Genomic DNA, 7,048 nt, shown 5'->3' with positions numbered 1-7,048 from the left:
TTTTGTGTATAATTCATCTTGAGTACCTCCACTGATAATTATAAATTAGGGATAAAAGTTGCAACTGTTATACCCTGTATTTTATCAGTAGGTGCTCTTTTTTTCAAAGTTCATTTTAATTCATAACAGGAATGCTCCTTAATTAATTTTTTATTAATTAGAAAATCAAATTTTTTATTCTTTTGAATAGATAAAACCCTAAGATTATTGCAATTTGAATATAGTTTCATTTTATTAATATATTCTTTTGAACTTATATTTGTGTCAAAATTAATTAGTCTGACTTTTAAACTATTTTTGCTTAACAAATGGCAATAAGTATATATTTGAGAGTCAAACACGCTACAATTTATCCCATCATAATTAATGTAATAAATAATCATAAGATATCTCCTTTTTATTATTGATAGCGTTCACCCTATCAGTTTTCTATGAGGTTAAAGTAGCCCCTTATAAATTATTTGCATGTTATTAATATAATCCTTTATACTATAATTTCGTGTTAAATTCTTATAAGCATTTTCTATCATTTTATTTACTTCATTTTTATTTTCATATACATATTCCATGGAATGGAGTAAAATCTTAGGGGTCCTTTCCTCTATTAATATTCCATTATAATTATTCACTATTAATTCAGGTATTCCACCAACATACGTAGAAATAACAATTTTCTTCATAGCCATAACTTCTAATATTATTAATGGAAGTCCCTCCCTTTTTGACGGTAATATAAAGCAATCAAATATGTTAATCCAATTATAAACATCCCTTCTATAACCAACAAAATAGATCTTTGTAGATAAATTATATTTTATAGCTAAATTCTTTAATTTCTCTTTTTCTTCACCCTCACCAACTATAATCAATATTGAATTATTATGTTTTTTATAAAACAAATTGAAACTTTCTATAAGCATATCTACACCCTTCAAATTTATTACTCTTCCAATAAATCCAAATATATACTTATCATTAGGTATATTATTCGTGTATTTAAACTCCTTATTTGAAATAATGTTAGTTTTATTAATTTCAATTGAGTTAAAACTATTTGGTATCGCAATTACTTTATCCTTATTGCATTTGTTATTATACATACAATAAAATTCTCTAACGTTTTTTGAACAAGCTAAAGATAAATCATATTTATCTCTAAATAATGCATCAATAATCTTTAGTATAGATTTGCTTTTTAACCAATCATATTCTCCATGAATATGAGATATTATGATTGTATTCAAATTGAAACTTGCCAGTTTTGCAGCTATTGATGCACGAACGTCATGTGCATGTATTAAATCTATTTTTTTATTTTTTATTAACTTTCTTAGCTTTAAAACTTCTCTAATATTTAATTTACTTATATTAATTTTAAAAGATTCAATACCTTCTCCCTCAAAATAGCACCTCAGCTCATCCCCTGCACATACCACAAGGGTATTAAAGGTATTTTTTTCTAAATTTGTACATATATCTAATGCCACCTTTTCCGCGCCATTTAGTGTATTAGTCGATAATAGATGTAGTACTTTATAATCCATAAAAAACATCCTCGCTAATATTTTTTTCTTTTCAACTCGTATAAATCCATATATTTTTCAACCATTTGCATTTGCCCATATTTATCTATTATATTAAATTTAACTTTCTCTTTAAATTTAACATCTGATATAATATTATTTTTTGTTATATTATTAATTGTTTTTATATACTCATTTAAGTCATTTACTATATAACCATTTATATTATTATTAATAACATCTTTATTACCAATTACATTTGTTACTATTACTGGTTTGCCTAGATACATTGCCTCAAGGAGTGAAATGGATAGACCTTCCCAAAGGGATGTCAAAATAAAGATATCTATATCCATAAGTTCTTTTATAACTTCTTTTCTATCTGACCATCCTGTAACTTTTATATTATCTGCTAGTAATTTATATTTAAGTTCACCATCTCCTATCCAAATAAAATCATATTCTGCAAAAGACTTTGCTATATCATTAAATAACTCAGGGTTCTTTTGGTAACAAATTCTGCCTACTGTCCCTATCTTAAGTTTATTATTATTTTCACTTTTGTTTATGATTGAATAGTTTGTTTTTAAATAATTCTCATCTATAATCACATCTAATTTATTTGTATCAATTCCATTGTTAATATTTATGCATTTTTCTGATATTTTCAATGCTTCTTCGAGTTCTCCCAATGAACAACCTACAGTAAATCCACCTAACCTACTTGCAAACCACTCTAATCCATAAAAAAGTTTTCTTTTGAATTTGGATTCATTCTGTTGCAGAAATGAAAATCCATGTGGATTATAAAAAACCTTCTCCATATCAAATCTGTTCGCATAACATGTTATCCTTCCTAAAAAACCAGCAATAGACGAATGTAAATGAATAATATGTGGTTTTTCTTTTTTTAAAATCTTTTTTAATTGAAGCAGAGCTTTTATATTTTTAAACGGGTTTAACCCTCTACACATATCAATTTGAATAAATTTTATTTCACTATTAAAGTCATTTTTAAAATTCTCGGGTGTCTCTTTCCTAACTGAATATATAATCACTACTTCATAACTCTCCACAACAGAATTACTCAACTGCGTTAAAAACGTGTATACACCAGAGCCAAAAGACTCAACAACATAAATAACTTTTTTCATACTATATTCTCCAATACTTAAGATTATATTTTAATGCCACTTCACCATCTATGGCTGCTTTTGTATCTATGCATATAGGATATTCATTCATCATTTCTACTATATGCTCAACATCATTAAAATGTATCTCTAACTGTTTTGTCAGTATTAAAATAACATCTGCTCCTTCTATTGCTTACCTAAAGCCTCCGTAAATCTAGCAAATTCCTGTGACATAGCTATATTAACGTCTCTTTGAATGTTTTCAAACACTTTTGAAGTTTCAACTTCCTTCATACTACTTGCTGGGACTATTTTTGCTTTGCAAACTATCTCTATTAACTCTATTGCCCTCAATAAACTTTCATTATTAATTGCTCCAACAACTGTTGGCATGTTTTCAAATTCAACAAATGCATTTCCTTCTGCTATTCTTTCTGAAACATATGCAAGGCAAAAATCTATACCAACTCTCATACCTGACTCTTCTTCAAGTATTGGTAATATAAAATTTTCAGTCGTTCCTGGTATAACTGTGCTTCTTATTATAACTAAATCATTTTTTTTTAAATTTTTCCCTATGATTCTACAACACTTTTCTAAATAATCCATTTCGAAATTACCATTTATAATAGGTATTCCTACAGTAACTATAATATTGTTACACTCTTTAACTGCTTTTACCGCATTTGTTGTAGCTGTGTATCTTCCTTCCTCTAGTTCCATATGCAATATTTTTTGAATAGTTACTCCATGAAATCTTTCAGTATGATAAGTTGTGCCCTTATTAATACTAGCAACAAGTACATCGTCAACATCCACTCCTATAACATCACAACCTCTTAGCGCAAAACTTAAAGATAATGGCATTCCTACAAATCCTTGACCAAATATACATACTTTTTTATTGAGTGCATTCTGAGTTTTAAATAAATTTTCAATTTTTAATATTCTACTTGGCATAATACTGCCTCCCCTATTTTGGGACTTTACCTTTCCTATTTAGCTCCTACTTTCTTAAGTACAACACCCACGGTCTTTAAGATAATCTCCATATCATTCCGAAAACTTCTTGCATCTATATAATCCATGTCAAATTTAACTCGCTCTTCATAGGTAGTATCGCTCCTACCACTAACTTGCCAGTTTCCTGTAAGTCCTGGTTTGATAGTTAATAGTTTTTCCCTATACTCGCCATATTTTTTTATTTCTTTTACAACTATTGGCCTTGGCCCAACAACACTCATATCACCTTTAATAATATTAATTAATTGTGGCAATTCATCCAAACTTGATTGTCTTAAAAATTTACCTAACTTAGTTACTCTGGGATCATTTTCAAACTTAAAGTTTTCTTCAAACTCCTTTTTCATAATATCTGGCATGTCATTTAGTATTTGCTGCGCATAAGTTACCATAGTTCTAAATTTATAAACTTTTATCTTCTTTCCATCCTTGCCTAAACGTTCATGTACAAAGAATACTGACCCTTTAGAGTCTAGTTTAACTATTATTGCAATTATTAAAAAAAGAGGTGAAAACACCACTATTGCAGTTATAGATGCTATTAAATCAAAGCACCTTTTTGAAATTTCATATATGAATTTCGATTGTTTCTTTTTTTTTTTTAAGCTTTCTAGATTCATTGTTTTTTTTATATATTTCACAAAAATACCCCCTATTTGTCTATAAATATGTTTTTATAAAATTCAATTGTAAAATTAAAGGCCCAATCTAATAAATTAGATTGGGCCGGATTCACCATTGTCTCCATGCACTCAATGGTGACCAAATAAGAGTACACTTCATAAACTCCCCCGATTAAATATAATTTTTTATTACTAGAAAAAAACAAAACTCCGTTCACATAGGCTAATTTATGTAAAAGGAGTGGGTTCACTACTAGCTCCACATATTCAAAGTGACCAATATAGAATATGTTTCATTGCTTCCAAATATTTTATTGTGTTATACCAATATCCTATGATGTATGTTAACATTTTGTTACAAAACACTTCTACATAATAAATATTACTATATAATAATAAAAAAACATAGTTGACTTTATCAAAAAATATTATTATAATTATAGGAAATATTATCAATATTTGTTAATCTAAAGAGGAACGGGGAGAATTTAAATGAAAAATAAGCTTAAAATTATTAGTTCTATGCTTATCTTTGGTAGCCTAGGAGTTTTTGTAAAGAATATAAATTTACCATCCATAGAGATTGCTTTTTTGAGAGCTATAATAGGTAGCTTATTTTTACTTTGTGCTGGTTTTATAATGAAACAAAAAATATCACTGAAATTAATAAAAGAAAATATATTGCTTCTCATCCTGTCTGGTGTTGCTATAGGTTTTAACTGGATTCTTTTATTTCAAGCATACAAGTATACAACCATTTCAAACTCAACTTTAAGCTACTATTTTGCTCCTGTATTTGTAATAATGTTTGCACCTATAATTCTTAAAGAAAAGATCACGGTTACAAAAATTCTATGTGTTATTATGGCCATGTCAGGGCTTTTTCTAATTGTAAGTTTAGGAAGCAATAATGAAGCAGGATTTTATAATCATATAGTTGGAATAATGTATGGACTCTCAGCCGCAGTATTGTATGCTAGTATAATTTTAATGAATAAGTTTATAAAGAATTTGTCAGGATTTGAAACAACGCTGATTCAATTAGCTGTATCTGCATTAGTACTTTTACCAAGCATTATTTATCGAGGCAATCTTAATTTAAGCAAAATAAGCTCTACAGCCTGGATTTTTATATTTATAGTTGGTATCCTTCATACAGGAATCTCTTACCTAATGTATTTTTCTTCACTCAAGGAACTAAAAGGGCAGACCATAGCTATTTTAAGTTATATTGATCCAGTATCCGCTGTAATTATAGCTTCAATATTTTTAGGAGAAACTATAACATTAGTAAAAATAATTGGAGGAATAATTATCTTAGGTTCAACATTTTTGAGTGAAATGTTAGAAAATAAATTTATACAAGACCCGATTGAGTTATAAAAATCATACAATTAACTAATTCTTATTCCTTTGGTGTTATACATATAATTTAATAAGAAGGTGACAAAATGAATAATAAACTTACTAAAAAAGATATTGAAGAACTTCAAAAAGAATTTGATTACCGCAAAGGACCTTTAACAATGGAAATTGCCCATGAAAAAATGATAGCTGCAGCTCATGGTGATAGAAGTGAAAATGCTGAATATAAAGCTGCAAAAACAAGTATGTATGAGAACTTCAGAAGAATGGGTTATTTAATAAAAATGATTAGATCTGCTGAAGTTATTGATGATGTTATTATCAATACTAAAGGTGCAAATATAGGTAATAAATTATTGATAAAATTTGAAGGTGGCGATGATATAGAAGAGATAGAACTTGTAACCACATTGCAAGTGGATATATTAAATGGTAAGTTTAGTATTGAGTCTCCAATAGGTAGTGTATTATTTGGAAAAACAATGGGCGATATAGTAGAGGTAGAATCTCCTGATGGAAATTATAAAATTGAGTTAGTAAACATAAGTAAGGATTGATTACATACCTTTTCCACAAATAAATTTTATTATAGGTGGATGTTAAATGCTAAATTCAGTTGTTTTATTGCACATTTTATTTTTTACCATTGGGTTAATTCAAGCAAGTTTATCATTGATTATTTTATTCGAGAAACGTCTATTCCCAGCAAATCTTATTATAAATTCTTATAATAAATATAAGAAGATGCGAAATTTAATAAACTAGTAAAAAATAACCACAAAAAATTATAGCAGCCAATTTATATATAAAACTATAAATTGACTGCTAAGCAAACCCTAATTCATTTTTTATATCTGTAATAACGCACCTTCCCTTCTATTGCAGTTGTTCAAATTACATTGACATTTCACAAATTTATTTTTTATTGACTATAATTAAAACAATTGATATACATACTTGAATCTTAAACTTTAAACCTTAAATCTTAAAAATTGAATCTTGAATTTTAACCTTGAATCTCAAATCTTTCTAAATCACTAAACTTCTTAAATCAAAACTATTTTAATCTAAATTCATGAATTAGGATTTGCGGGAAGAATTAACTTCTTCTTGTATGTATAATAACATAGGTAAATATGATTGTAAAGATGTTTTTTTGAATATTCAGATAATTTTTTATAACATTTTTTATAACAGTATAAGTAGCAACTTTAAAAATAAATATTGTATTTTTTAATAAGGGGCTGTCTCAAAATAGAAATTAATTTCTATTTTGAGATAGCTCTTTTTTTCTCATCCAAATACAAAAGTGGATTCCGAGGAATCCACTTTTGGTGTATAATTTAAGCATGATTAATAAAAAAATTACACAAAAGAA

The 7,048-nt window shown here is 27.4% G+C and carries 6 protein-coding genes and 2 riboswitches; of the genes, 2 read left to right on the top strand and 4 right to left on the bottom strand.

Annotated elements, in window-relative coordinates; translation table 11 throughout:
* Positions 1-437 precede the first annotated feature (437 nt).
* The 4 genes from VIM70_RS21785 to VIM70_RS21770 all read right to left on the bottom strand — a co-directional run bounded on the left by VIM70_RS21785 (position 438) and on the right by VIM70_RS21770 (position 4,323).
* Positions 438-1,544 carry a glycosyltransferase gene (locus tag VIM70_RS21785; RefSeq protein WP_331947877.1) on the bottom strand — a complete coding sequence of 369 codons (1,107 nt, stop codon included), beginning with the start codon at positions 1,542-1,544 and terminating at the stop codon, positions 438-440.
* 14 nt (positions 1,545-1,558) lie between these two features.
* The gene (locus VIM70_RS21780) at positions 1,559-2,677 is read right to left on the bottom strand and encodes a glycosyltransferase (RefSeq protein ID WP_331947876.1); all 1,119 of its coding nucleotides are present in this window, start codon (positions 2,675-2,677) and stop codon (positions 1,559-1,561) included.
* A gap of 168 nt (positions 2,678-2,845) precedes the next feature.
* On the bottom strand, positions 2,846-3,619 hold the full coding sequence (locus VIM70_RS21775) for a hypothetical protein (protein ID WP_331947875.1): 774 nt from the start codon (positions 3,617-3,619) through the stop codon (positions 2,846-2,848).
* Between the two features lie 35 nt (positions 3,620-3,654).
* Positions 3,655-4,323, bottom strand: a complete 669-nt coding sequence (locus VIM70_RS21770; RefSeq protein ID WP_331947874.1) for a sugar transferase — start codon at positions 4,321-4,323, stop codon at positions 3,655-3,657.
* A gap of 74 nt (positions 4,324-4,397) precedes the next feature.
* A riboswitch (cyclic di-GMP riboswitch) is annotated at positions 4,398-4,481 on the bottom strand.
* Positions 4,482-4,539: 58 nt separating this feature from the next.
* Positions 4,540-4,618, bottom strand: a riboswitch (cyclic di-GMP riboswitch).
* 179 nt (positions 4,619-4,797) lie between these two features.
* Here VIM70_RS21770 and VIM70_RS21765 point away from each other — a divergent pair.
* The gene (locus VIM70_RS21765) at positions 4,798-5,688 is read left to right on the top strand and encodes a DMT family transporter (protein ID WP_331947873.1); all 891 of its coding nucleotides are present in this window, start codon (positions 4,798-4,800) and stop codon (positions 5,686-5,688) included.
* A gap of 68 nt (positions 5,689-5,756) precedes the next feature.
* On the top strand, positions 5,757-6,227 hold the full coding sequence (locus VIM70_RS21760) for a GreA/GreB family elongation factor (protein ID WP_331947872.1): 471 nt from the start codon (positions 5,757-5,759) through the stop codon (positions 6,225-6,227).
* Positions 6,228-7,048: the final 821 nt, after the last annotated feature.

The organism is Clostridium sp. (assembly GCF_036569345.1).
GTDB lineage: Bacteria > Bacillota > Clostridia > Clostridiales > Clostridiaceae > Clostridium_AD.
Note: the sequence above shows the minus strand (reverse complement) of the source record. Positions and strands in the feature narration are given on the sequence as shown.